The 20,507-nt window shown below is 72.7% G+C and carries 19 protein-coding genes and 1 riboswitch; of the genes, 6 read left to right on the top strand and 13 right to left on the bottom strand.

From position 1 onward, the window contains the following. Positions 1–12: 12 nt before the first annotated feature. The 3 genes from FHS39_RS24200 to FHS39_RS24190 form a co-directional block, all read right to left on the bottom strand. Entirely contained in the window at positions 13–309 is a 297-nt protein-coding gene (locus FHS39_RS24200; protein WP_045932166.1) for a DUF4193 domain-containing protein, read from the bottom strand. Positions 310–726: 417 nt separating this feature from the next. Beyond that, a complete protein-coding gene (locus FHS39_RS24195) occupies positions 727–1,968 on the bottom strand; it encodes a sensor histidine kinase (protein WP_184351618.1) in 1,242 nt (413 codons plus the stop codon). Between the two features lie 5 nt (positions 1,969–1,973). Beyond that, entirely contained in the window at positions 1,974–2,627 is a 654-nt protein-coding gene (locus tag FHS39_RS24190) for a response regulator transcription factor (protein ID WP_045932168.1), read from the bottom strand. Between the two features lie 326 nt (positions 2,628–2,953). On the opposite strand from FHS39_RS24190, the gene FHS39_RS24185 reads away from it, so the two are divergent. Then, positions 2,954–3,121 carry a hypothetical protein gene (locus FHS39_RS24185; protein ID WP_184351617.1) on the top strand — a complete coding sequence of 56 codons (168 nt, stop codon included), beginning with the start codon at positions 2,954–2,956 and terminating at the stop codon, positions 3,119–3,121. 69 nt (positions 3,122–3,190) lie between these two features. Here FHS39_RS24185 and FHS39_RS24180 read toward each other — a convergent pair whose 3' ends face one another. Together FHS39_RS24180 and FHS39_RS24175 are read right to left on the bottom strand one after the other, a co-directional pair. After that, positions 3,191–3,991, bottom strand: a complete 801-nt coding sequence (locus FHS39_RS24180; RefSeq protein WP_184351616.1) for an inositol monophosphatase family protein — start codon at positions 3,989–3,991, stop codon at positions 3,191–3,193. Positions 3,992–4,002: 11 nt separating this feature from the next. Beyond that, positions 4,003–5,130 (bottom strand): ferrochelatase, encoded by a 1,128-nt coding sequence (locus tag FHS39_RS24175; protein WP_184351615.1) that lies wholly within the window; start codon positions 5,128–5,130, stop codon positions 4,003–4,005. A gap of 160 nt (positions 5,131–5,290) precedes the next feature. On the opposite strand from FHS39_RS24175, the gene FHS39_RS24170 reads away from it, so the two are divergent. Continuing rightward, positions 5,291–6,520, top strand: coding sequence for an MFS transporter (locus FHS39_RS24170; protein ID WP_184351614.1), 1,230 nt, complete (start codon positions 5,291–5,293; stop codon positions 6,518–6,520). Further along, positions 6,492–7,799 (top strand): D-arabinono-1,4-lactone oxidase, encoded by a 1,308-nt coding sequence (locus FHS39_RS24165; RefSeq protein ID WP_425507813.1) that lies wholly within the window; start codon positions 6,492–6,494, stop codon positions 7,797–7,799. Before FHS39_RS24170 ends, FHS39_RS24165 begins: the two co-directional genes overlap by 29 nt. A 16-nt stretch (positions 7,800–7,815) precedes the next feature. Here the strand turns inward: FHS39_RS24165 and FHS39_RS24160 are convergent, their stop codons facing one another. Continuing rightward, a complete protein-coding gene (locus FHS39_RS24160; protein ID WP_184351613.1) occupies positions 7,816–8,850 on the bottom strand; it encodes a hypothetical protein in 1,035 nt (344 codons plus the stop codon). A 348-nt stretch (positions 8,851–9,198) separates the two neighbouring features. Between FHS39_RS24160 and sepH the strand changes: the two genes are divergently transcribed. Continuing rightward, the gene (gene sepH / locus FHS39_RS24155; protein ID WP_184351612.1) at positions 9,199–10,293 is read left to right on the top strand and encodes a septation protein SepH; all 1,095 of its coding nucleotides are present in this window, start codon (positions 9,199–9,201) and stop codon (positions 10,291–10,293) included. Between the two features lie 129 nt (positions 10,294–10,422). On the opposite strand, the gene FHS39_RS24150 is transcribed toward sepH, so the two are convergent. Then, a complete protein-coding gene (locus FHS39_RS24150) occupies positions 10,423–11,286 on the bottom strand; it encodes a sulfurtransferase (RefSeq protein ID WP_184351611.1) in 864 nt (287 codons plus the stop codon). 273 nt (positions 11,287–11,559) lie between these two features. On the opposite strand from FHS39_RS24150, the gene FHS39_RS24145 reads away from it, so the two are divergent. Then, on the top strand, positions 11,560–12,384 hold the full coding sequence (locus FHS39_RS24145; protein ID WP_184351610.1) for a VOC family protein: 825 nt from the start codon (positions 11,560–11,562) through the stop codon (positions 12,382–12,384). Here the strand turns inward: FHS39_RS24145 and FHS39_RS24140 are convergent. The 4 genes from FHS39_RS24140 to FHS39_RS24125 form a co-directional block, all read right to left on the bottom strand. Then, positions 12,359–13,048, bottom strand: a complete 690-nt coding sequence (locus FHS39_RS24140) for a thymidine kinase (protein WP_184351609.1) — start codon at positions 13,046–13,048, stop codon at positions 12,359–12,361. The genes FHS39_RS24145 and FHS39_RS24140 overlap by 26 nt on opposite strands. Before the next feature lie 94 nt (positions 13,049–13,142). Then, positions 13,143–14,336 (bottom strand): alkaline phosphatase family protein, encoded by a 1,194-nt coding sequence (locus tag FHS39_RS24135; RefSeq protein WP_184351647.1) that lies wholly within the window; start codon positions 14,334–14,336, stop codon positions 13,143–13,145. 14 nt (positions 14,337–14,350) lie between these two features. Then, positions 14,351–14,938, bottom strand: a complete 588-nt coding sequence (locus FHS39_RS24130; protein ID WP_045932177.1) for a DUF5998 family protein — start codon at positions 14,936–14,938, stop codon at positions 14,351–14,353. 118 nt (positions 14,939–15,056) lie between these two features. Then, on the bottom strand, positions 15,057–17,822 hold the full coding sequence (locus FHS39_RS24125) for a bifunctional acetate--CoA ligase family protein/GNAT family N-acetyltransferase (RefSeq protein ID WP_184351608.1): 2,766 nt from the start codon (positions 17,820–17,822) through the stop codon (positions 15,057–15,059). A 152-nt stretch (positions 17,823–17,974) separates the two neighbouring features. On the opposite strand from FHS39_RS24125, the gene FHS39_RS24120 reads away from it, so the two are divergent. Next, positions 17,975–18,256, top strand: coding sequence for an HPr family phosphocarrier protein (locus FHS39_RS24120; RefSeq protein WP_045932179.1), 282 nt, complete (start codon positions 17,975–17,977; stop codon positions 18,254–18,256). A 139-nt stretch (positions 18,257–18,395) separates the two neighbouring features. Here the strand turns inward: FHS39_RS24120 and FHS39_RS24115 are convergent, their stop codons facing one another. Beyond that, positions 18,396–19,115, bottom strand: a complete 720-nt coding sequence (locus tag FHS39_RS24115; protein ID WP_343069720.1) for a GntR family transcriptional regulator — start codon at positions 19,113–19,115, stop codon at positions 18,396–18,398. Positions 19,116–19,323: 208 nt separating this feature from the next. After that, positions 19,324–20,124, bottom strand: coding sequence for a M23 family metallopeptidase (locus FHS39_RS24110; protein ID WP_184351607.1), 801 nt, complete (start codon positions 20,122–20,124; stop codon positions 19,324–19,326). A 12-nt stretch (positions 20,125–20,136) separates the two neighbouring features. Beyond that, positions 20,137–20,292: riboswitch (cyclic di-AMP (ydaO/yuaA leader) on the bottom strand. Positions 20,293–20,507 lie beyond the last annotated feature (215 nt).

Here is a 20,507-nt window from a genome sequence, read left to right as displayed (position 1 = left end):
GCAGACCCTGCCTCACTCGCAGTCGCGGCAGATCGGCTGACCGTTCTTCTCTCCGGCCAGCTGGCTGCGGTGGTGCACGAGGAAGCAGCTCATGCACGTGAACTCATCGGCCTGGCGGGGCAGGACCCGCACCGACAGCTCCTCATTGGAGAGGTCGGCGCCGGGCAGCTCCAGCCCCTCGGCGGCCTCAAAATCGTCCACGTCGACCGTCGACGCCGACTTGTCGTTCCGCCGCGCCTTCAGTTCCTCGATGCTGTCCTCATTGACGTCATCGTCGGTCTTGCGTGGGGTGTCGTAATCCGTTGCCATGTCGCTCTCCCCCTCTGGGTGTCTGCGGTATCTCCAGCGCACGTAACGCGTGGGAGGCCGGACTTGTGCCCGACCCGAGGCGGAGATTTTGCCTCACATCAAGGTCTGTTACTCAATCGACACCCAACCGCACACCTGAAGAGGTGATGGGGAGGGGTGGCGATCGGGACCGTACACGGCCGGAAAGCCGGGTGCGGCCACGCCATCTCGTGTACTTCCCGTGATCAAGACCCCTGGAAACCCCCATTTTCCAGGCGTTCCCAAGGCCATTTCGGTCACGGAGAGTAGATGGCCGGAAGTCTCCGCATGTGATCGATCACACACGGCCACAGCGTCGGCCGGAACGGGAAAATTCCGCCCAAAGCGAACGTGTGGCCGCCCTATTGTCGCAGACTCCGCGCGGTGGTGAAGCCTCGCTCAGGTGGGCAGCACGACCCGCATGACCAGGCCACCTCCCTCGCGCGGCACCGCCGTGATGCGCCCGCCGTGCGCCCGGGCCACGGAGCGCACGATGGACAGGCCCAGGCCCACGCCCTTGTCGCTGCCCGTACGCTCCGTGCGCAGCCGCCGGAACGGCTCGAAGATGTTGTCCAGCTCGTAGGCCGGGACGACCGGCCCGGTGTTCTCCACCACCAGCACCGCCTGTCCCGGCTGCGTCTCGGTGGTGACCTCGACCCAGCCGTCCGGCGCGTTGTAGCGCACGGCGTTCTGCACCAGGTTCAGCGCGATCCGCTCCAGCAGCACGCCGTTGCCCTGCACCACGGCGGGCTGCCGGGTGCCGCGCAGCTCCACGCCCTTGGCCTGTGCTTCGGTGCGGGCCTGGTCGATGGCCTGGGAGGCCACCTCGGCGAGGTCGACGGGCTTGCGGTCCACGATCTCGTTGTCGCTGCGGGCGAGCAGCAGCAGGCCCTCCACGAGCTGCTCGCTGCGCTCGTTGGTGGCCAGCAGCGTCTTGCCCAGCTGCTGGAGCTCCGGGGACGCACCCGGGTCGGAGAGGTGCACCTCCAGCAGCGTGCGGTTGATGGCCAGCGGGGTGCGCAGCTCGTGCGAGGCGTTGGCCACGAAACGCTGCTGCGCGGTGAAGGCCCGTTCCAGCCGGTCCAGCATCTCGTCGAAGGTGTCCGAGAGCTCCTTGAGCTCGTCGTCCGGCCCGCCCAGCTCGATCCGGCGCGAGAGGTCCGTACCGGCCACGCGGCGGGCGGTACGGGTGATCTTGCCCAGCGGCGAGAGGACCCGGCCGGCCATGGCGTAGCCGAACGCGAAGGCGATCACGGCGAGACCGAGCAGGGCGAGCAGGGAGCGGCGCAGGAGGGACTCGAGGGCCACCGCGCGCTGGTGCTGCATGCACTGCTCCAGGCCGCGCATGAAGTCCCCGCTGTTGGTGGTGCCGCCCAGCTTCTCGCAGCTGCCGGGGGTGACCTGCACCTGTGCGTTGACGATCTGGAAAGGCAGCACGTTGCCCTGCCGCAGCGCATCCGCCGCCAGCAGATAGATGATCGTCAGCAGCAGTACCCCCGCCATCAGGAACATCCCGCCGTAGAGCAGGGTGAGCCTTATGCGGATGGTCGGCCGCAGCCAGGGGAAGGGGCGTACGACCGGCTGCCGGGGGTCCCAGGAGGGCTTCGGCGGGGCCGTGGGGGGCACCGGGGTGGTGGTCATGCGCGTCAGATCCGGTATCCCGAGCCCGGCACCGTGACGATGACGGCCGGCTCGCCCAGCTTGCGGCGGAGGGTCATCACGGTGACGCGGACGACGTTGGTGAACGGGTCGGTGTTCTCGTCCCAGGCCTTCTCCAGCAGCTGCTCGGCCGAGACCACGGCCCCCTCGCTGCGCATCAGCACCTCCAGCACCGCGAACTCCTTGGGCGCCAGCTGTACCTCCCGGCCGTCGCGGAAGACCTCGCGCCGGTTGGGGTCGAGCTTGATCCCGGCCCGCTCCAGGACGGGCGGCAGGGCCACGGTGGTGCGCCGGCCGAGCGCCCGGACACGGGCGGTCAGCTCGCTGAAGGCGAAGGGCTTGGGCAGGTAGTCGTCGGCGCCGATCTCCAGACCCTCGACGCGGTCACTGACGTCGCCGGAGGCGGTGAGCATCAGTATGCGAGTGGGCACACCGAGCTCGACGACCTTGCGGCAGACGTCGTCACCGTGGACGAGCGGCAGGTCGCGGTCGAGCACGATGACGTCGTAGTCGTTGACGGCGATGCGCTCGAGGGCGGCGGCCCCGTCGTACACGACGTCGACGGCCATGGCCTCCCGGCGCAGTCCGGTGGCGACGGCATCGGCGAGCAGCTGCTCGTCCTCGACGACGAGTACGCGCACGGCGCTGGTCCTTCCTCTTGAGCCCTTGCGGGCAGGCTGAATGTCCTTGACGGCTCCTCCCATCCTGCCCTGAACGTCGATAAACCGGCCGTAAGGGGGTTCCCGGTGGCCGGACAGGGCAGGCATTCCGGATTGCTCGGCGATCGCAGGTTTCCCCCGGGACACGGGTGGGGAAGACGTCTGCACACCCGCGATCACGATTCTCCGTACGCACGCGTACGCGCTCGACGACACCCACGTGATCGTTTCTCCCCCGTCCCCCGACGGGGGGATCCCCCAGGCACACCCCCGTGCCGCCGAGCCGACCCTGGAGGGGGCGCAGCACCATGGACGCGTTCACTGCTGGCATTCTGCAGCGCATAGAGAGCACCCGGTCCGACCTCGACCACGCCCGCCGGACGGGCGACGACTTCCTCGCCGAAGTCGAACAGGCGGAGCTCGACGACCTCCACCGCCTGGCTGCCGAGCACGGCGTGCACATCGGCGCAGCCTGAATTCCCCCCTCGTGCGCTGGGCGGGCCCGTTCGGGCCCGCCCAGCGCACGAGAAGCACCACGTACGGCCCTAGTCGTGCCAGGCGCCGAGCTCCTCCAGACGGGCCTGGAGCGGCTCGAAGAAGCCCGGGGCGGCCGCCACCGTCAGTTCGCCGGAGGCTGCCGCTCCAGGGCGGCCGCCGGTCAGTGCGCCGGCTTCGCGGGCGATGAGGGCGCCTGCCGCGTAGTCCCAGGGGTTGAGTCCCCGCTCGTAGTAGCCGTTCAGCCGGCCGCAGGCCACATCGCACAGGTCGATCGCCGCCGAGCCGCCCCGCCGGATGTCGCGGACCTCCGGCAGCAGCATGCGCAGCACCTCCGCCTGTGCGGCGCGGCGTGCGGTCAGGTAGCCGAAGCCGGTGCCGAGCAGCGCCTGTTCGAAGGCGGGCGCAGGGCGGCAGCGCAGCCGCCGCTCCCCCTCGTAGGCTCCTTCGCCGCGCACCGCGCGGTAGGTCTCGCCACGCAACGGGGCAGCCACGACGCCGACGACCGCCTCGCCGTCGAGCTCGGCCGCGATGGAGACGGCCCAGGAGGGCAGCCCGTAGAGGTAGTTGACGGTGCCGTCGATGGGGTCGATCACCCACCGCACCCCGCTGCTGCCCTCGCTGCTCGCGCCCTCCTCGCCCAGCAGCCCGTCGTGCGGGCGGCGCTCGGCGAGGAAGCCGGTGATGAGCTTCTCGGCGGCGATGTCCATCTCGGTGACGACGTCGATCGAGCTGGTCTTGGTGGCGGCCACGCCCAGGTCGGCCGGGCGGCCCTCCTTGAGCAGCGTGCCCGCCCGTTCGGCGGCCTCGAGGGCGACGGAGAGCAGTTCGGCTGTCAGGGTCTGGTTCACGGCGGGCTTCCTTACGCGTACGGGCTGTCGGCACCGGCGGCGGCGGGCCGGGGGGCGCGGGCCGGGCAGCAGCCGACGGGGCACAGGTCGTGGGAGGGGCCGAGGGCGCCCAGCGCGCAGCGCTCGGGGCGCGCGCCACGCTCGGCCGCGGCCCGCTCCAGCACCAGCTCGCGCACGGCGGCGGCGAAGCGCGGGTCGGCGCCGACGGTGGCGGCCCGGGCGACGGGCAGGCCGAGTTCGGCGGCCTTCGCGGTCGCCTCGGTGTCGAGGTCGTACTTGACCTCCATGTGGTCCGAGACGAAGCCGATCGGGACCATGACGACGGCCGGGGCGCCTTCGGCGTGCACGGCTTCGAGGTGGTCGCAGATGTCGGGTTCGAGCCAGGGGATGTGGGGGGCACCGCTGCGGGACTGGTAGACGAGGTGCCAGGGGCGGTCCACGCCGGTCTCCTTGCGCACGGCGTCGGCGATGGTCCGCGCGACGTCCAGGTGCTGGGCCACGTACGCCCCGCCGTCGCCGTGGGCCTCTGCGGGGCCGGAGGTGTCGGCTGCGGCCGTGGGGATGGAGTGCGTGGTGAAGGCCAGTTGCGCGCCGTCCCGCACGTCCGCGGGCAGCCCGGCGAGCGCGGCGAGCGCGGCTTCCACCATGGGGCCCACGAAGCCGGGGTGGTTGAAGTAGTGCCGCAGCTTGTCGACGCGCGGCAGCGGCAGCCCTTCCGCTTCCAGCGCGGCCAGCGCGTCGGCGAGGTTCTCGCGGTACTGGCGGCAGCCGGAGTAGGAGGCGTAGGCGCTGGTGGCCAGCGTCAGCACCCGGCGGTGCCCGTCCGCGACGAGCTGCCGCAGGGTGTCGGTGAGGTACGGCGCCCAGTTGCGATTGCCCCAGTAGACGGGCAGGTCCAGGCCGTGCGCGGTGAACTCGGCGCGCAGCGCGGCGAGCAGCTCGCGGTTCTGGTCGTTGATCGGGCTGACCCCGCCGAAGAGGAAGTAGTGCTGCCCGACCTCCTTGAGCCGCTCGCGGGGGATACCGCGGCCGCGGGTCACGTTCTCCAGGAACGGGACGACGTCGTCGGGGCCTTCGGGGCCGCCGAAGGAGAGCAGCAACAGGGCGTCGTAGGGGGCGTGGGCTGGCTGATCCGGCATGCTCCGATCCTGCCACCCCGCCCCGGGCGCCGCCGGGGGCGCCCCCGTACGAAAAGCCCGTGCGGTGCACAGAGGTCCGGCCGTAATCTGTATAGGCCACTTACGTCCCTTACGGCACCCTGCGATCCGTCACCCTCGTCTCACCTCGGTGGAGCCGTCCTTGTCCAGTCCTTACCGCGCGATATTCGCCGCACCCGGCGCCAAGGGCTTCTCCGCTGCGGGCTTTCTCGGCCGTATGCCACTGTCGATGATGGGCATCGGCATCGTCACGATGGTCTCCCAGCTGACCGGGCGGTACGGACTGGCCGGCGCCCTCTCCGCGACGCTGGCGCTCTCCGCGGCGGTGCTCGGCCCGCAGATCTCGCGCCTGGTGGACCGGTACGGGCAGCGCCGGGTGCTGCGCCCGGCGACCCTGGTGTCGCTGGTGGCGGTCGCGGGGCTGCTCGTCGCGGCGCAGCAGCGGTGGCCTGACTGGACGCTGTTCGTCTTCTCGGCGGGCGGCGGGTGCGTACCGAGCGTGGGGTCGATGGTGCGCGCCCGTTGGGCGGCGATCTACGAGGGGTCGCCGCGCGAGCTGCACACCGCGTACTCGGCGGAGTCGGTGATCGACGAGGTGTGCTTCATCGTCGGCCCGATCCTGTCGATCGGGCTGTCCACGGCGTGGTTCCCCGAGGCGGGGCCGCTGCTGGCCGGCTGCTTCCTGGCCGTCGGGGTGTTCTGGCTGACGGCGCAGCGGGCCACCGAGCCCGCGCCGCACCCGGGCGAGGAGCACGCGGGCGGCTCGGCGCTGCGCTCGCCGGGGCTCCAGGTGCTGGTGCTGACGTTCGTGGCCACCGGTGCGGTGTTCGGCTCGGTCGACGTGGTGACGGTGGCCTTCGCCGAGGAGCAGGGCCACAAGGCGGCGGCCAGCCTGGTGCTCGCGGTCTACGCGCTGGGCTCCTGCCTGGCGGGGGCGGTCTTCGGACTGCTGCACCTCAAGGGCGATCCGGCCCGGCGCTGGGTCGTGGGCGTCTGTGCGATGGCCGTGAGTATGATCCCCCTCCAACTGGTCGGGAACCTGCCGTTCCTGGCCGTGGCGCTCTTTGTCGCGGGCCTGTCCATCGCACCGACGATGGTGACCACGATGGCCCTCGTCGAGCAGCACGTACCGCGCGCGAAGCTGACCGAAGGCATGACCTGGACGAGCACCGGGCTCGCGGTCGGGGTGGCGCTCGGGTCGTCGGCCGCCGGCTGGGTGGTGGACGCCCTCGGCGCCCCCGCGGGGTATGCGGTGCCCGGCACGGCGGGGATGCTCGCGGCCGTCGGCGCGTTCCTCGGGTTCCGCCGGTTGCAGCCGGCGCCTGAGCGGGTGGGGGCACCCCTTGAAGGAGACGGGCAGCACGTGGTCTAACTGGGCGGGGAACGTCACCGTCCGGCCGGTACGCACCGTGGCTCCGGCCACGACGGAAGAGCTCGCCGAAGCGGTGGCCCGGGCGGCCGCGGACGGGCTGAAGGCGAAGGCGGTCGGCAGCGGGCATTCGTTCACCGCCGCGGCCGCCACGGACGGTCTGCTGATCCGTCCCGACCGGCTCACCGGCGTCCGCGCGATCGACCGCGCCGCCGGAGCCGTGACGGTCGCCGCGGGCACGACCCTCAGAGAGCTGAACCGGACGCTGTCGGCGCACGGTCTGTCGCTCACCAACATGGGCGACATCATGGAACAGACGGTCTCCGGGGCCGTCAGCACCGGCACCCACGGCACGGGCCGGGCCTCGGCCGCCCTGGCGGCCCAGGTCACGGGGGTGGAGCTGGTCACCGCCGACGGCTCGGTGCTCGCCTGCTCCGAGCGGGAGCACCCGGAGGTCTTCGCCGCGGCCCGGCTGGGGCTCGGGGCGCTCGGCGTGATCAGCGCGATCACCTTCGCGGTGGAGCCGGAGTTCCTGCTCACGGCGCGCGAGGAACCGATGCCCTACACACGCGTGACGAGCGAATTCGATCAGCTGGCCGCCGAGAACGAACACTTCGAGTTCTACTGGTTCCCGCACACCGACGGCTGCACCACCAAGCGCAACAACCGCAGTGCGGGCCCCGCCGCACCGCCCGGCCGGGTCCGCGCCTGGGTGGACGACGAACTGCTGTCCAACGGCGTCTTCCACGCCGTCTGTGCCCTGGGCCGCGCCGTGCCCGCCACGGTCCCCCCGGTCGCCCGGCTCACCAGCCGCGCCCTGTCGGCCCGTACGTACACCGACATCCCCTACAAGGTCTTCACCAGCCCGCGCCGGGTCCGCTTCCTGGAGATGGAGTACGCGCTGCCGCGCGAGGCCGCCATGGCCGCGCTGCACGAGCTGCGGGCGATGATCGAGCGCAAGCGGCTACGGGTCGGCTTCCCGGTGGAGGTGCGGACGGCCCCGGCCGACGACATTCCGCTGTCCACGGCCTCCGGACGGGACACCGCCTACATCGCCGTACACATGTACAGGGGCACACCGCATCGGGCGTATTTCACCGCGGCCGAGCAGATCATGACGGCCCACGGCGGGCGGCCGCACTGGGGGAAGCTGCACAGCCGCGACGCGGCGTACCTGGCGGGCGTCTATCCGCGCTTCACGGAATTCACGGCGGTGCGGGACCGGCTGGACCCGCACCGCGTCTTCGGCAACGACTACCTGCACCGGGTGCTCGACGCCTGACCGAGGCCGCCCAGCGTCAGGAGACGGTGCCCGCGCTGGGGCCCGTGCCGGTCCCGGCCGCCGCGTTCTGCCCCTGCGGCGGCTGGGGGCTCTGGCTGCCGGTGCCCGTGCCGCCGGCGGCACCGCCCTTGTCGTCGCCGCCCTTGCCGGTGCCGGGCGTCTGGGTCGGGCCGGTCGAGGGGTTCGGCGAGGGCTTGGTGCCGCCGCCGGAGGGGGAGGCCGACGGACCCGGCGACTGCTTGCCCGTACCGCCGCTGCCGTCGGGGGAGGCTCCGGGCGACGGGGACGTGCCGCCCTCGCCGGTGCCCTGGCTGCCGTCCTGCGAGTGGCCCGGCCCTGGCTGCCGCTCGGGCTCCGGGTCCTGCTTCTTCTCCTGCTTCTCCGGCTGGAGGAGACGGCTGACCGTCGTGCCGTTGCTGCCGTCCACGCTGGAGCCGGAGACCAGCTCGACCGCGGTCACCGTGCCCATCGCCAGGACGAACACCGCGCCGGCCGCCAGCAGCGGGCGCTTCCAGCCGCGCAGCCGTGTGCCGTGCGTCGTGCCCCGCGTGTACTCCTCGGCGAAGCCGGCGTCGCCGGAGCCGCCGTCGCCCTCGCCGTCGAGGTGCGCGTTCCGGTGTGCGCCGGTGTACGCCCCGGCGTGCGCCTCGGGCGACGCGATGCGGCCATCCGGGTGAAATGCCTGAGGCATCAGCTGCGTGCGGTCGTCGTCCGCCGCCGGCAGCGCCGTGGTCGGGTCCTCGGAGCGCGCGGCGCGCTGCACGGCCCGGCCCGCGTCGCGCACCGGAACCCGGCGCAGCCTGGGCTCCGAGGTGACGGTCGCCTCGCGCAGCTGCTCGCCCGTGCGCCTGAACAAGTGCTGGAAAACGGTGCCGCCGGTGGTGGCCACCACGCTGACGACACCGGCGCCGATGACCGTGCCGTATACACCGAGTTTGCCCGCGAGCAGCGCGGCGATCACCGCCGCCAGTGCACTGCCGGCCACCTGCGCGATGCTCAGCTCCAGGCGCTTGCCCTTGGACTTTGCCTCGCTTTCGGCTTTGTCGTCCATCTCCTGCCTCTGTTGGTCCTTTCAGTCCCTCTTGTAGCCAGAAGAGACATTCGAGACTAACGAACAGTTCCGAAACAGGCGATTGTGTGAACCTCGCCACCCACAGCCGGGACGCCCGCCCCAAGGGGCGCGTTCCAACTCCCTTGTCGCAGGTGAACTTCCCTGGCGCGCCGATCCACGCCCAGTGGCCCAAATGGAGTACTGTGGCGAGCCCTGGCCCGGTATCCCATCCGGCTGCCCGGACCCAACGGGAAGGGCCCGGGTGGCTCTCGCCCCGTCAACTCGGCAATGTTGTGGCAGGCTGCTACCCCGGCAGGCCACACTCGACTAGCGGAAGCAGCGACGCAGGTGACGTCGGCAGGCACCACCCGGGAGGTCCCCATGCCCGAACTGCGTGTCGTGGCAGTCTCCAACGACGGCACACGTCTGGTGCTCAAGGCTGCGGACAGCACGGAGTACACGCTTCCCATCGACGAGCGGCTGCGTGCCGCCGTGCGCAATGACCGTGCGCGTCTCGGCCAGATCGAGATCGAGGTGGAGAGCCACCTCCGTCCGCGCGACATCCAGGCCAGAATCCGGGCGGGCGCCTCGGCGGAAGAGGTCGCACAGCTCGCAGGAATCCCCGTGGAGCGGGTGCGGCGCTTCGAGGGCCCCGTGCTGGCCGAGCGCGCCTTCATGGCGGAGCGGGCCCGCAAGACGCCCGTCCGCCGGCCCGGCGAGAACACCGGCCCCCAGCTCGGCGAAACCGTCGCGGAGCGGCTGGTCCTGCGCGGAGCCGACAAGGACAGCGCCCAGTGGGACTCCTGGCGCCGCGACGACGGCACGTGGGAGGTCCTGCTGGTCTACCGCGCCGCCGGTGAGCCGCGCGCCGCCAGCTGGACGTACGACCCGCCGCGCCGGATCGTACAGGCACTGGACGACGAGGCGCGGGCCCTCATCGGCGAGACCGACGACACGCCCGAGCCGAGCTTCCCGTTCGTGCCGCGGATCGCGCGGCTGCCGAGGGACCGGCCGCTGGACCGTTCCCTCGACCGCGACCGTCAGACGTCCCCCGCGCCCGCAGAGCCGGAGGCCACCTCCGGCGACGCCCCGGCCGAGGAGCCCGGCAAGGAGCGCGACTCCCTGACGAGCCTGCTGGAGGCGGTGCCCAGCTTCCGGGGCGACATGGTCGTACCGGAGCCGCCGTCCGCGCCCCCGGCCGCCGCGGTCTCCGACGCACCGGAGGATGAAGCGGAGGCGGTGGAGCCGCCGGCCACGGCGGCGAGCGCCGGTTCCGCCTATGCGGACGTCCTGATGCCGCGCTCGGTGGCGGGCCACCGCGACCGCCTGACCGGAACGACCGACCGCCAGGCCGAAGCGGACGGCGTCCGCCCCGGCCGCCGGGCAGCCGTCCCCAGCTGGGACGAGATCGTCTTCGGCACGCGCCGCAAGAAGCAGGAGTAGCGTGAGCGCGCTCTGCGCCCCCGAGGGCGACGGCCCGGCACGGCCGTCCCGCTCTCGGGGGCGTTGCGCTGTCCTGGCGGCGCTCCCGCAGCCGGTAGCGGCCGCGGGGGACGCGCCGCGCCTCCTCGGTCAGCCCGGCTGCGGGCCCGTCGCCACCGGGCGGTTCGGGTCGGACGACCATTCGCTCCACGAACCCACGTACAGCGCCGCCGGGATGCCCGCCACCGCCAGAGCCAGCACCTCGTGTGCGCCCGAGACGCCGGAGCCGCAGTAGACGCCCACTTCCGTCGCCTCCGCCGCACCCAGTGCGGCGAAGCGGGCCGCCAGGTCGGCCGCCGGAAGGAAGCTGCCGTCGGCCGTCACGTTCTCCATCGTGGGAGCCGAGACCGCGCCGGGGATGTGCCCGGCGACCGCGTCGAGCGGCTCCACCTCGCCCCGGTACCGCTCCCCCGCCCGCGCGTCGAACAGCAGGCCGCGGCGCGCCAGCGCCGCCGCGCCGTCCGCGTCCAGGAGCGGCAGCGCCCCCGGCTCGGGCACGAAGTCGCCCGTCGGCACGGCCGGAACGTCCGTGGTCACCGCACCGCCCTGCGCCGTCCACGCGGCGAGGCCCCCGTCGAGCACCCGGACGTCCCGGTGCCCGGCCCAGCGCAGCATCCACCAGGCACGGGCGGCCGCCCACCCCAGCCCGCCGTCGTAGACGACGACCGGGTGGTCCGAACGGACGCCCGCACCGCGCATGGCCGCGCCGAACACCGCGAGATCCGGCAGCGGGTGACGCCCCGTCAACCCGGCGGGACCGGCGAACGCCGTCTCCATGTCGACAAAGACGGCGCCGGGCAGGTGCCCCGCCTCGTACTCCGGAAGCCCCGCCGGCCCCCCGGGCTGGTAGCGGACGTCCAGGAGGACAGGCGGCCGTTCGACGGCGGACTCGTGCGCCCATTCGGTCGCGCTGATGGTCGGGTTGACGGCAGGTTTGCTGATGGTGTCATCCATGCCCCCATCCTGACGTAGATGACATTGCGCCGAATGGCCCCCTGGCCAGACGATGCGCGGCTGATCGATACTGGACGCCGATCGGCGCGGAATCGGAAGCGCACCGCGAATCCGGGCATTCTCCTGCGGGAACCCGTGAAATCCGGCGCGGCCGGGGGGCGTGTCACGACCGGTGGTGCAAGCATCTGGGTCGGGCACCGTCCCGTACCACCCCGCGCGCAACCGGAGCGGGACGCGCGGCCACGACCATGGTTTGCCGAGGAGAGACTGACGATGACCGAGGTATGGGGATCCTCCCGCGGGCACCGCCCGGACGGCGTCCGGGCGAGCGGTGAGGAGGAGACCCGGCGGCAGACACCGGGCACTCCTTGCTGGACCAGTCTCCTGGTGCACGACCTGGAGGCGACCCAGGAGTTCTACGGGGAGTTGTTCGGCTGGTCGTACTACAGCCCCGGCCCGCGTCAACTGGGCCCCTACGTCCGCGCCACGATCGAGGGTCACGACGTCGCCGGGCTGGGCGAGCTGCCGCCGGACCGGAAGCTGTCGAACTCCTGGACGACGTATCTCGCCAGCGACGACGCGGACGCGTCGGCGGAGTGGATCCGCTGCTCCGGCGGCACTGTCGGGGTGGGCCCGCTCGCGGCCGAGGACGCGGGGCGGCTGGTGCTGGCCGCTGATCCGGCGGGCGCCCCGTTCGGTGTCTGGCAGGGCCAGAAACTGATGGGCCCCCAGCTGACGGGCGTGCCCGGCACCCCGGTCTGGCACGAACTGGTGACGCACGACGCGTCCGTGGTGGTGAAGTTCTACCGCGCGCTGTTCGAATACGAGATGAAGCCGATGGACGAGGTGGACACCGACAGCCTGATGCTGCACCTGGACGGCCGTCCCGTCGCAGCCGTCCGCGGCGTGGGCACGAGACTGCGGCACCCGCACTGGATGACGCACTTCGAAGTCGCGGACGCGGACGCCGCCGCCAAGCGCGTCGCCGCCCTGGGCGGACGGGTGGTGGGCGCCCCGGAGGACACGGCGGCCGGACGGATCGTCACGGTCGCCGACCCCGAGGGCGCGCTCTTCACACTGCGGCGGTCGGCACGCTGATACCGGCGGAGGATTCCTCGGGATCCACCGGAAGCACGTCGGGCGAGAGCGCGGCGGCGTGCGCGGCGGCCGCGGTCAGCCGCCGACGGTGATGGCGACGGCACAGCACCTCGTAACCGACCGCCGATTCCGGCTGGTTGACGTCGCCGACCACGACCTGCGCACCCTCGACGACCATTTGTCCGCCGATCGTACGGGCGTTGTGCGTGGCACGCGCCCCGCACCAGCACAGCGCCTCCACCTGGAGGACCTCGATGCGGTCGGCGAGTTCGACCAGGCGCTGCGAGCCGGGGAAGAGCTTGGTGCGGAAGTCGGTGGTGATGCCGAAGGCGAAGACGTCGAGTTCGAGGTCGTCCACGATCCGGGCCAGCTGATCGATCTGCTCCGGGGCGAGGAACTGGGCCTCGTCGCAAATGACGTAGTCGGCGCGGCGGCCCGCCGAGAGGTGCGCGACCAGGTGCGCGTAGAAGTCGAACCCCTCCCCCGCCTCGACGGAGTCGGTGACCAGGCCGAGCCGTGAGGACAGCTTCCCTTCCCCCGCGCGGTCGTTGCGCGTGAAGATCATGCCCTGCAGGCCGCGGGTCGAGCGGTTGTGCTCGATCTGCAGAGCGAGGGTGCTCTTACCACAGTCCATGGTTCCGGAGAAGAACACCAGCTCGGGCATGGGAAGGCCAATGCCTTTCATAGGTCGGTACATCGGTGAGGGGTCGTGCGGGGGCGGCCGCCCGGTGCGCGGCGGCGCTGGGGCGGCCTTCGCTTCAGGAGCGTACTTCGAGGAGGGGCACCAGCTGTTCGACGGGCGTCATCGAACCGTGCAGTCCGACCATCTTCGACTCGTTGGGCTCGGTCTCGGTCGCGACGACGGCGATGTCGTCACGGGCGGCGGCGACCACATCGCCGATCCGCGCGTACACCCTGTCGTCTACGCCCTGTCCGGGCGGACCGAACCAGCCTGCCTCGATCGCCTCGTCCCGCCCCGCGACCCACATCTGCTCGCCGAGCACCTCGCGCCACACGGCCAGGACGTCGGCGGCGGCGCCGGGCACCGCGTAGACGTGCCGGGCGCGGGCCTCGCCGCCGAGCAGCGCCACTCCGGCCCGCAGCTCCCAGTCCTCGTCGAAGTCGATCCTCGACTCCGGGTCGAACGGGATGTCGATCATGCCGTGGTCGGCGGTGACGTACAGCGCTGAGCGCGGCGGCAGCTGCTCGGCCAGCCGCCGGGCCAGCAGGTCGACGTACATCAACTGGCCGCGCCACTCCTCGGAGTCGACGCCGAAGCGGTGGCCCTTGCCGTCCACCTCGCTGTAGTAGGTGTAGACGAGCGAGCGGTCGGCGGCGCCCAGCCGCTGGGCGGCGAAGTCCATCCGCTCCTCTCCGGAGAGGCGGCCGTGGAAGGTGCCGCCGCTGAGCGCGATCTTCGTCAGCGGGGTGTGCTCGAAGTCCGGCGCGGAGACCTGGCAGGTGGCCACCCCGGCGGCGTCCGCGAGCTGGAAGACGGTCGGGTAGGGCTGCCAGACGTGCGGGTCGGTCCACGGGCGCCAGCGCAGCTGGTTCATCAGCTGCCCGGTGGCCGGATCGGCGACGGTGTAGCCGGCCAGGCCGTGCGCCCCCGGCGGCAGGCCCGTGCCGACCGAGGCGAGGGAGGTCGCGGTGGTGGACGGGAAACCGGCGGTCATGGGCGAGCCGGTGCCGTTCATCGAGGTCGCCATCAGCGAGTGCAGGAACGGCGCTTCGTCGGGGTGCGCCCGCAGCAGCTCCCAGCCCAGGCCGTCGATCAGGAACACGCAGACCCGGTCGGCGGGCGCGAGCTCCAGGCCGGAGGAGAGTCCGGGCACGCCCAGGCCCGCCGCGACGGAGGGCAGCAGATCGGCGAGCGAGCCGGTGCCGTAGCGCGGCAGCGGTGCGGACCGGGGGTCCAGCGGGTTGGGGTCGTGCCAGGCCGTGCCCGCCATCGTCGGATGTGACATCAGCGGGAGGTCGCCACGGTCGCTTCGGAGAGGGCCTGGGCGAAGGCCAGGGTCTGGCGGACGGTGTCCGGGCCGTCACCGGCCTCGCTCACCCGCAGGCTGAGGTCGTCGGCGGTGGAGGAGCCGGTGTAGCCGTGGTCGGCGTCGCAGTTGGGGTCGCCGCAGGCGGCGGGCTCCAGGTCGATCCGGGAGACCGCGCCCCAGCCGATGGTGAGGACGACCTCGCGGGGCAGGGTGCCCGGGGTGTAGGACTCGGGGTTGGCGACGACGCGGCTGAGCACGACGGAGGAGATCCGGTCGAGCTTGACCGACTCGGTCGAGGTCGTGGCGTAGGGGGACGGCGAGGTGCCGTCGGCCGCCTGCTCGTCGGTGTGGCTGACGATGAAGCGGGTGCCGGTGAGGACGAGCACGGTCACATGGCGGCGGACCTCGTTGGAGTCGAACGTCGTCTCCTGGTGCACCAGGTACGACACGACCGGCTCCCCGCCCACGGCGGCCTCAACCGCCTCGGCCACGAGGGCCGGGTAGTAGCCGCTGCGCTCGATGGCCGCGCGCAGCCCCTGGGTCGTCGTACCGGTCTTCGCCATACGCCCATCCTACGGGGCGTACAGGGCCCCGCTGCCGGGGCCTGCCCGGTGGTTCCCGCCGCCGTGGGTGCTCCGCGTCACGTCCGGCCGGTGGTTCGCGGCCCGCCGCGGGCACCCTCTAATACGACGGCAGGCTGCGCGGACCGAGGTCGGTGCGGGCCGGGCGGGGCGCCAGGCGCACAGAGGAGCCCAGGATGTGCACCCCCTGCGGCGCGACGATCACCGGCTCCAGGTCGGCGCCGACGACCTCCGGGTGATCGTCGACCAGGCGGGAGACCCGGAGCAGCAGCTCCTCCAAGGCCGGGGTGTCGACGGGGGCGGAGCCTCGCCAGCCGAAGAGGAGCGGGGCGGTGCGCACCGAGCGGATCAGCTCGGCGGCGTCGCGGTCGGTGGCCGGCACCAGGCGGTGTGCGGTGTCGCCGAGCAGCAGCGAGGGCGCCCCGGCCAGCCCGAAGGAGAGCACGGCGCCGGCCGCCGGGTCGATGGCGGCCCGTACGACCGTGTCGACGCCGCGGGGGGCCATCGACTGCACGACCAGGCGGATCTCCTCCGGCTTGCCGAGCAGCTCGGTCAACTCGGCGTACGCCCTGCGCAGTTCCGTCTCGCTGCCGAGGTCGAGGCGGACGCCGCCGAGGTCGGCCCGGTGCCGCAGGTGCGGGGCGGTGGGCTTGAGGGCCACGGGGAAGCCGAGGCGGCGGGCGGCGCCGACGGCGCTGTCCGGGTCGGGGGCGGGCAGCGCGGGCAGCACGGCGATGCCGTAGCGGGCGAGGAGGCGCTGGGTGTCGGCGGCGGAGAGGGTGACGGCGCGGGGGCCCTTCGCGCCGTGCGCCTTGAGCAGCACCTCGATGTCGGCGGTGGCGCCCGCCTCGTCGATGTCCTCGTACTCGGGGACCCGGCCGGGCTCGGCGGCCTGGCGCCGCCAGCGCGCGTAGCGCACGGCCTCGGCGAGGGCGCCCACGGCCCGCTCGGCGGCGGGGTAGGCCGGTATCCGGACGGCGGGGGCGGGCTCGCCGTCGGCGGGCGGCGGGGTGGGCGGGGCGGCCAGCGCCTCGGCGAGGCCCGGGATCTCCAGGTGGACGACGGCCACGGGCTTGGCGGCCGGGGCCTGGGCGACCGCTTCCCGCAGCGCGCCCGCCAGCTCGGCGGCCGAGGCGTCGCCGACCCAGGGAATGGCGGTGACGACGACGGCGTCGCAGGCCCGGTCGGCGAGGGCCTCGGCGAGGGCGGCGCGGAAGTCGGCCGGGGTGGCGGCGGTGGTCAGGTCGCGGGGCAGCAGCGGCCGCAGGCCGTCGGTGAGACAGGCGTCGTAGGTGAGCAGGGCCAGGGACTCGGAATTGCCGAGGATGGCCACGCGGGGGCCCTCGGGGAGCGGCTGGGCGGCCAGCAGCAGCCCGGTGTCGGCCAGTTCGGTGACGGTGTCCACGCGGATGACGCCCGCCTGCCGGAGCAGGTCGGAGACGGTGGCGTCGGGCAGGCGGGTGCTGCGCACGGCGTGCCCGGCGGGGGCGGCGGCGCCGTGCCGGGCGCCCTTGACGACGACGAGCGGCTTGCGGGCAGAGGTGCGCCGGGCGAGGCGGGCGAACTTCCGGGGATTGCCGATGGACTCCAGGTACATCAGGGCGACGTCGGTGTCCGGGTCGTCGTGCCAGTACTGGAGGAAGTCGTTGCCCGAGACGTCGGCGCGGTTTCCGGCGGAGACGAAGGTGGAGACGCCGACGAGCCCGGCGGCGCGCCGGTGCAGCCCGCCGAGGAGGGCGATGCCGATCGCGCCGGACTGGCTGAACAGGCCGACCCGGCCGGGGGCTGGCAGCTCGGGCGAGAGCGAGGCGTTGAGCCGGACGGCTTCGGCGGTGTTCACCAGGCCGAAGGCGTTGGGCCCGATGACCCGCATGCCGTACGAGCGGGCTCGGCGGACCAGCTCGCGCTGGCGGCCCCGGCCGGCCGGGCCGCTCTCGGCATATCCGGCGGAGAGGACCACGAGCCCCTGGACACCGTGCTCGCCGCAGTCGTCGACGGCTTGCGGCACGTGCTCGGCGGGCACGGCGATGACGGCGAGGTCGACCGGGTCCGCGATCTCGCGGACGGAGCGGTGGGCGGGCACGCCCTCGGGCTCTAGCCGGGAAAGCCCTTCGGGAAAGGCCCGGTTGACGGCGTACGTACGGCCGGTGAAGCCGCCCGCGAGCACATTGCGCAGGACCGTGCGGCCCACACCGCCGGGCTCGCGGCCGGTGCCGATGACGGCGACGGAGCCGGGGGCGAGGAGGCGCTGGACGGAGCGGGCCTCGGCGTGCCGCTCGCGGGCGCGCTGGACGGCGAGGGACTTGTCGGTGGGTTCGAGGTCGAATTCCAGGCGGACGACGCCGTCCTCGAAGCTGCGCTTCTGGGTGTAGCCCGCATCCGTGAACACCTTGATCATCTTGCTGTTGGCGGGCAGCACCTCGGCGGCGAAGCGCCTGATCGAGCGCTCGCGGGCGACAGCGGCGATGTGCTCCAGCAGGGCGGAGGCGACGCCGCGGCCCTGATGGGCGTCCTGGACGAGGAAGGCGACCTCGGCCTCGCCCGCGGGCGGGGAGGCGGGGTGTCCGCCGCCGTCGGTGCGGTCGTAGCGGACGGTGGCGATGAACTCGCCGCCGACGGTGGCGGCCAGGCCGACGCGGTCGACGTAGTCGTGGTGGGTGAAGCGGTGCACGTCCCGGTCGGAGAGCCGGGGGTAGGGGGCGAAGAAGCGGTAGTACTTGGACTCGTCCGAGACCTGTTCGTAGAAGTCGACCAGGCGCTGTGCGTCGTCGGGGGTGATGGGACGGATCTGTGCGGTGCCGCCGTCGCGCAGCACGACATCGGCTTCCCAGTGGCTCGGGTACGCATGCTCGGACGGCGTCTGCATGGGGCCAGCGTACGGCGGGGCACCGACAGCCAGGAGCACCGTCCGTCCCCGTGCGCGGGGCCGGACGGCCCTCGCGCGGGCGCGCGCCGGAGCACTGCGCACCCCGTGCCACAATGGTCTAGACAACTACTCTCGACTTGAAGGGCATCACCATGGTTGAGCGCCGCGTAAACGTCGGCTGGGCCGAGGGCCTGCACGCCCGGCCCGCCTCGGTCTTCGTCCGTGCGGCGACCGCTTCGGGCGTGCCGGTCACGATCGCCAAGGCGGACGGCAACCCCGTCAACGCCGCCTCCATGCTGGCCGTGCTGGGCCTGGGCGCCCAGGGTGGCGAGGAGATCGTCCTGGCCTCCGAGGCCGACGGCGCCGAGGTCGCGCTCGACCGCCTTGCCAAGCTGGTCGCCGAGGGGCTCGAGGAGCTCCCGGAGACCGTCTGATTCACCGGAATCACCTGCGGTGAAGCCGCGGCCGCCGATTGAGGCCGCCGCGGCTTCGTCGTGGACAAGCACGGGCAGACATCCGCGCGACCCGTGCGCTATTCCCCGGCGATATTCACCCGGGAATAGCGGACCGCTGTTAAGAACGGGCAGCGGCGGTGTTTACGGATTGTTTCGGAGCCCGCACGCGGTTCGCACGGACCGGGCGCCGCAGCCGGAATTCCCCGGGCGAACGCTCGGCGCGGGCGGCGGCCAGCGAGCGGGCCCGCTCGACGTCCCCGCGGGCCACCGCGTCGACCAGGGCGCCGCACGTCTGCCACGTTTCCACGGGCCGCACGGCGGGGTCGGCCGCGTACACCCAGGCGATCTTGCGCCGGAGCTGGGTGAGCAGTGAGGCGAGGCTGGGGCTGCCGGAGGCCTGGGCGAGCGTCTCGTCGAACCAGTCGCCCAGGGGGCGCAGTTCGCCGATGCGGCCCGCGCGCGCCCGCTCCTGCCCGAGCCGGACCAGGCCGCGCAGGACCTTCAGATGCGCCTCCGTGCGCCGCTGCGCGGCGCGCGCGGCGCCCAGCGGCTCCAGCAGGGCGCGGATGTCGAGCAGGTCCGCGGCCTCCTGTTCGGTGGGCTCGGCCACGCAGGCGCCCGCATGTCTGCGGGTGGTCACGAAGCCCTCGGAGGCCAGGGTGCGCAGCGCTTCGCGCACCGGGACCCGGGAGACGCCGTAGCGGCGGGCCAGCAGCTCCTCGATGAGCCGGCTGCCGGGCGGGAAGACACCGGCGACGATGTCGTCGCGGATCGCCGTGCACACGGCGTGCGTGGAAATGCGGCCGCCCTCGCGCACCGCTTCGCCGTCACCGTTCACGTACGGGCCCGCATGGCTGAACCTCCGAATTGCCCCGCGATTCGCGGACGTCCAATACCTTGTCGGGCGACTCTATGGCAATCGTCCGCGATTTCCGATGGCTCAGGTGTTCCATGGCTATTTTTTGGCCAACGGACAGCACGAAGGCCCCGGCCGGAGCCGGGGCCTTTCGCGAAAGAGCGGGGCGGCAGCGCTTACCCGCCGGCGCTTACAGGTCGACGCCGTGCGCGCGCAGGTAGGCGACCGGGTCGATGTCCGAGCCGTACTGGGCGGTCGTACGGGCCTCGAAATGCAGGTGCGGGCCGGTGACGTTGCCAGTGGCGCCGGAGAGGCCGATCTGCTGGCCGGGGGTGACGGTCTGTCCGACGGAGACGTCGATGGAGGACAGGTGGCCGTACTGGGTGAAGGTGCCGTCGGACATCTGGATGACGACGTTGTTGCCGTAGGCGCCGCCCCAGCCGGCCTCGACGATGGTGCCCGCGCCGACCGCGTGCACGGAGGTGCCCGTCTCGGCGTGGAAGTCGACGCCGGTGTGGCTGCCGGAGGACCACAGGCTGCTGGAGGCCTTGTAGCCGGTGGAGACGTAGGAGCCCTCGATGGGCAGCACGAAGGTGTTGAGGCGCTTGCGCTCCTCGTCGCGCGCGGCGCGTTCCTTGGCGGCGCGCTCGGCGTCCGCCTTGCGCTTGGCCTCGTCGGCGTGCCGCTTGGCGTCGGCGGCCTGCTTCTTGGCGGCGGTCTCGGCCTGGAGGCGGGCGGCGGCCTCGTCGGCGGCGCTGCGCTGGGTCTCGGCCTGGGCGTCGACGCGGTCGGCCGTGTCGTCACCGATGACGATGGCCTGGGTGAGGCCGGTGTCCTCGGTGTGCGGGGCGCCGTCGGAGGCGAAGGCCGGGCCCGCCACACCGGCGACTGCACCGGCCGCGGTGAGCGTGGCTATGCCCGCCACATTGGCACCGACGCGAACGGCGCGGCTCGGACGACGGTGCTTCCCGGTGGGACGGGTGAACGCCATGAGTAGGCTGATCCTTTCCTTCCTTCTCGCCTACCGGGTTAGCTGACGGGTTCGGAGCAGGAAGGTCTCCTACGGATCCCTCGCGAGAGGGCTCCGATTCACCCCAGGGACGTGTGGGTCCCCGGCTCCCCATTGACGTGTGTCGCGGGGACTCGGCGATGGCTGTCCGGGACCGCGGTTGCGGCTCCGATCTGACGGACTGCCGCCCTGACGCTAATCGCCGTCAGATTCGAACGGCAAACAGAAGTGGGTTTTTATGACGTACGCCACACGACCAACGTGCAACCACTGCCCGAAATTGGACATAAGGGAGGCGCGGGGGGGCCCCCGGGGCCCCCCCCCCCCCCGGGGGGGGGGGGGGCGGCCCCCCCGGGGGGGGCGGT

The organism is Streptomyces olivoverticillatus (genome assembly GCF_014203555.1).
GTDB lineage: Bacteria > Actinomycetota > Actinomycetes > Streptomycetales > Streptomycetaceae > Streptomyces > Streptomyces olivoverticillatus.
Note: the sequence above shows the minus strand (reverse complement) of the source record. Positions and strands in the feature narration are given on the sequence as shown.

What these genes read in the sequence shown, in the direction of transcription:
- FHS39_RS24200 (WP_045932166.1), bottom strand. Translation starts at nt 309, where the DNA reads ATGGCAACGGATTACGACACCCCACGCAAGACCGACGATGACGTCAAT.
- FHS39_RS24195 (WP_184351618.1), bottom strand. Translation starts at nt 1,968, where the DNA reads ATGACCACCACCCCGGTGCCCCCCACGGCCCCGCCGAAGCCCTCCTGG.
- FHS39_RS24185 (WP_184351617.1), top strand. Translation starts at nt 2,954, where the DNA reads ATGGACGCGTTCACTGCTGGCATTCTGCAGCGCATAGAGAGCACCCGG.
- FHS39_RS24175 (WP_184351615.1), bottom strand. Translation starts at nt 5,130, where the DNA reads ATGCCGGATCAGCCAGCCCACGCCCCCTACGACGCCCTGTTGCTGCTC.
- FHS39_RS24160 (WP_184351613.1), bottom strand. Translation starts at nt 8,850, where the DNA reads ATGGACGACAAAGCCGAAAGCGAGGCAAAGTCCAAGGGCAAGCGCCTG.
- FHS39_RS24150 (WP_184351611.1), bottom strand. Translation starts at nt 11,286, where the DNA reads ATGGATGACACCATCAGCAAACCTGCCGTCAACCCGACCATCAGCGCG.
- FHS39_RS24145 (WP_184351610.1), top strand. Translation starts at nt 11,560, where the DNA reads ATGACCGAGGTATGGGGATCCTCCCGCGGGCACCGCCCGGACGGCGTC.
- FHS39_RS24140 (WP_184351609.1), bottom strand. Translation starts at nt 13,048, where the DNA reads ATGCCCGAGCTGGTGTTCTTCTCCGGAACCATGGACTGTGGTAAGAGC.
- FHS39_RS24135 (WP_184351647.1), bottom strand. Translation starts at nt 14,336, where the DNA reads ATGGCGGGCACGGCCTGGCACGACCCCAACCCGCTGGACCCCCGGTCC.
- FHS39_RS24130 (WP_045932177.1), bottom strand. Translation starts at nt 14,938, where the DNA reads ATGGCGAAGACCGGTACGACGACCCAGGGGCTGCGCGCGGCCATCGAG.
- FHS39_RS24125 (WP_184351608.1), bottom strand. Translation starts at nt 17,822, where the DNA reads ATGCAGACGCCGTCCGAGCATGCGTACCCGAGCCACTGGGAAGCCGAT.
- FHS39_RS24120 (WP_045932179.1), top strand. Translation starts at nt 17,975, where the DNA reads ATGGTTGAGCGCCGCGTAAACGTCGGCTGGGCCGAGGGCCTGCACGCC.
- FHS39_RS24110 (WP_184351607.1), bottom strand. Translation starts at nt 20,124, where the DNA reads ATGGCGTTCACCCGTCCCACCGGGAAGCACCGTCGTCCGAGCCGCGCC.